Here is a 3,854-nt window from a genome sequence, read left to right as displayed (position 1 = left end):
AACCGGTCAGAGGTATCCGTGGTCCGCCACACCGCCTCCGCCGGGCCCTGTGCGCCCAGCCGGGCGTGGGTCGTGATGTACACCCCCACCTGCTCGGAGGCATCCGAGCGCAGCCGCTCGGCCAGATGGTCTTCGCGCTGGTCGGAGTGGACCGCGAACAGCACGATCGACGGCAGCTTGCTCTCCCTGGCCAGGCGGGCGTACCCGCTCATCTTGCGCTGCACCTTGGTCAAGGGCTCGGTGCCGGTGTCGTACTCCCAGAACGCGTCCAGATCCACGGCCCCCTGGTGCCAGCGCATGTAGGCGTCCGGGCGGATGTAACGCCCCCACCGGCGTACGCACTCGCGTTCGTTGTCCCACCGCACCAGGCGCCCCACGGGGTGGGCGCGTGCGGCCTCGGTGGTCAGGGTCAGGCATTCCACCAGGCCGAGCATGTGTGTGAGCCGCCTGGAGTGTGCCCAGGCCAGGACCCGGTCATGGCGAAAGCCCAACTCGCTGAGTTCGATGTCACGGTGTTCGGCGACCAGCGCCGCCCCCAACGGGGCGAGGATCCAGTGCACGGAGACGTGGCGTCCAGGGTGGGGTCGGAACCGGTCCAGGAGCCCGTACTGGTGGAGCAGGAGCAGCCGTCGACGCACACGCCGCCCCGCCGCTTCGGGGAAGTAGAGCCGGTGGAGGTGGTGGGTGGTCATGATGTGGTGGTCATACAATCCGGCCAGGACCTGGCGATCCCTCGGAGTCACCCGAGGCGCCAACCGGACCAGAGCCGCCCCATAGTCACTGCGCTCCAGAACGTGCCCGCCCTGGCCCGTACCGCTGGTGCTGTTGGTCACGCCAGATCCCCCTTCGACGCGCGTACTTCGGCGGTGGGCTGCTCGTCCTGCGGTCCGTGGCATCGCGCGGCCTTGCGCACCTGCGTCGCCCGACCGCGGATTCCCGGTGGGAGTGGGCGGGTGCGCACCGTGGCCGCCCCCTGCTCCTTGGCCCCCACCAACGGGCGCACCGCTGCCTGGTAGGCGCCCAGATTCGTCAGGTCATAGGCCCCCAACACCGGCAACGTGTGCTGGCACAGGCTCGCGGCGTCGTCGGGGGAGGCGGTGAAGTACACCTTCGTGCGCGCGTTCGCCGATACCGCCTTACGCAGATCCGCAGGCAACTGCCCGAGCTCCTGGTGCGCCAGGGTCAGTCCGAGCCGGTAGCCGCGGGCCTCGGCCAGCATGTCCTCCAGCGACCCGGGCAGGTTCAGGAAGTTCTGACACTCGTCCACGTACGCACACAAGTCCTCGCGCTGATGTTCTGGGGTGTAGATGCGGGCGGTCACCGCCTGCCACGTGGCCGCCAGCGCGAACGACCCGATCAGCGAGCTGGTGTCCTCACCCAACCGGCCCTTAGGCAACCGCAGCAACACCAGGTGCCCGGAGTCGAACAGCGACGGCAGATCGACCGTCGACGGCCCAGAGGCCACCACCTGCCGCACCCACTGACGCAGCAGAGCCGTCCGCAACTTGTTGAGCACCGGCCCTGTCACCGCGCTGCGAGCAGACTCGGTCAGCGCCCCGTACCAGCCCCAGAAGTCCTTCAGGGCCTCGTCGTCCCCGCTCCGGGCGGTGACTTTGCCCATCACCTCCCCGCGCAGGGTGTCGTCGGCGAGCAGGCGCGGGATGTGCCCGAGGGTGAGGGTGGGATCCTTAGCCCTGGTCAGGGTGAGTGTGGCGGCGCGCAGGATGTCGTCGGTCCGCGGCCCCCAGTAGTCGGAGTAGATGCGGCGGAAGATTCCCACCACCGTGTCCGAGACGAAGTCCGGATCCCCGCCCTGCAGCAGGTTCAACCTCGGCGGCAGCGCCTTGTCGTCGGGGTCGAACAGCACCACCCGGTCGACGGCGTGTTCGGGCAGGCGGGCCAGGATGTCGGTGACCAGGTCCCCCCTCGGATCGATCACCAGCCCGGCCCGGCCCGCCTCGGCGTCCTGGAGCACCATGTTCGCCAACAGGGTCGACTTGCCCGACCCGGTCTTGCCGAGGATGTGGGTGTGCTGGCGCGACTCGGCCACACCCACCGCGACCGGACGAGGAGCACCGGCATCGGCGTCGCCGATCACCCGGGTGCCCTCGCCCCCGCGCGGAACCACGGGCGAGGGTGCGGCCGGCCGGGCCCCGGCGCGGACCAGGCCGGGGACGGTGGCATCGGTGGGCAGGTGCGCCACCCCGGCCAGCTCGGCGGTGGTGAGCAGGAACCCGTAGCCCAGGAACCGGTTGGCCGACCACCAGGTGGGCTTGAGCATGAACCGGCGGTCCAGATGGTTGGTGCCCGAGGTGAACGCGGCGAACGCCGACGCCACCCCATGGGCTCGCCCACGCAGACGCTCCCGTGCCGCTTCGCCCTGGTGGGTGGTGGTGAGGATGTAGGCGACATCGCACGCCAACCGGGGCGAGGAAGCCTTGGTCAGGATCGCCCGCACATCATCCCCCGTCCCCGGCAGCACCGGCATTCGACGCTGCTGGGCGGAGACGGTGGGGTCTACGGTGTCCAGCAGCGTGGTCGCCAGACCGGGGTGGCCGTGCAGGCGGGCCGCCGCCTGACGGGCCCGAGCCAGACGCCAGCCCGTCGCCGGGCGCGCGGTCACCCGCACCAGGGCGTGCTCGCCCTCGGCCAGGTCCTCCAACGCCCCCAACAGGGGGCGGGCCGGGTCGGTGGTGAACTTCGTGCGCAGCGGGAACACCTCGGCCCGCCCCAACCGCAAATGTCCCCCGGTGGTGTACGCCCCGTCCGGGAGCGGGGACTCTTCCGGGTGGCAGGTGCGGGTGGAGGTGGTGGCGCCGGGCCAGGCCGACGCGATCGCCCGCTCGACCGCGCCCGGCGGCACGATCCCGGGCACCCACACCTGAAACCGCACCCCAGCAGCGGAAGCCACGACCTCCAACGCCAGGTGCGGCTGGATCAACCAGCGCGACCAGCGGGGCTTGAGCAACCCCAGGGTGTGGTTCCAAAACTCCGTGGCGTTGTCCAACGTGGCCTGGGGCGGGGGCAGGATCTCCACCACCCGCGCCCCCTTCGACAGGTAGCGGTGGCGGGCCCACCGCACCCCCAACACCGCCGCGCACACCAACACGCCACACGTGGGGATCGCGCCCAGGAGGAGGAAGAACCCACCGCCCAACAAGAAGTCGACCATCACGCCACCGCCCCGTCCTCGAACTCGCCCGTCCCGTGATCGGAACCGTCGTCTGGACGTTCCGACTGCTTTCGCTCGTGTTCCTCGGACCTGATGGCAGCGAGTTCGGCGGGGTCGGAGGTGATCAGCCGATGCTCGGCCGGTGAGGCGAGGGGATGGAAACCCACCCGCTGGTGCCCCGCCACCAACATCGCGCTGCCCCGTGCAGCGGTGGCGACCAGATGGGCTTCCCCCGCCGAGAGATGGAACGTCTGGGCCACCTGGTCGAGGTTCTGCGGCGCCTGCTTCAGCAGGATCTGGGTCGCGGCGTTGGCCACCACCACCCGCCCCAGCTCGGTGCCGAGCACATCGCCCACGTCCTGGGTGATCAGGGTCAACCCCGCCCAGTGCTTACGCCCGGCCTTGGCCAGCCGGGCCAGATAGCGGGCCGCGGCCGGATCCTGGAGCAGCAGCCACGCCTCGTCCACCACGACCATCCGAGGCCTCGTCGGACCGGCTCCGGTGACGTTTCGCCAGATCGCGTCCAACGCCAACAGCACCCCCACCGGGCGCACCTCATCCGACAACTCCTTGAGCGAGACCACGGCCAGATGCCCGTCCACCGTCGAAGTCGAAGGACCGTTGAACAGGGCCGCGTGGGATCCGTGGACGAAGGGATCCAACCGGTCCGCCAACCGCCCCG

Annotated in this window: 3 protein-coding genes; all 3 read right to left on the bottom strand. The window is 70.5% G+C overall.

The window, feature by feature from the left end; all coding sequences use genetic code 11:
• Positions 1-833, bottom strand: an 833-nt coding sequence (locus AB0I72_RS28235) for a replication-relaxation family protein (RefSeq protein ID WP_358574117.1), incomplete at its 3' end; no start/stop codon positions are given.
• Positions 830-3,172, bottom strand: coding sequence for a type IV secretion system DNA-binding domain-containing protein (locus tag AB0I72_RS28230; protein WP_358574120.1), 2,343 nt, complete (start codon positions 3,170-3,172; stop codon positions 830-832). The genes AB0I72_RS28230 and AB0I72_RS28235, both read right to left, overlap by 4 nt.
• A partial coding sequence (locus AB0I72_RS28225) for an ATP-binding protein (RefSeq protein ID WP_358574115.1) occupies positions 3,172-3,854 on the bottom strand: 683 nt, incomplete at its 5' end. The genes AB0I72_RS28225 and AB0I72_RS28230, both read right to left, overlap by 1 nt.

The organism is Nocardiopsis sp. NPDC049922, from assembly GCF_040660275.1.
In the GTDB taxonomy this organism is placed as follows: Bacteria; Actinomycetota; Actinomycetes; order Streptosporangiales; family Streptosporangiaceae; genus Nocardiopsis.
Note: the sequence above shows the minus strand (reverse complement) of the source record. Positions and strands in the feature narration are given on the sequence as shown.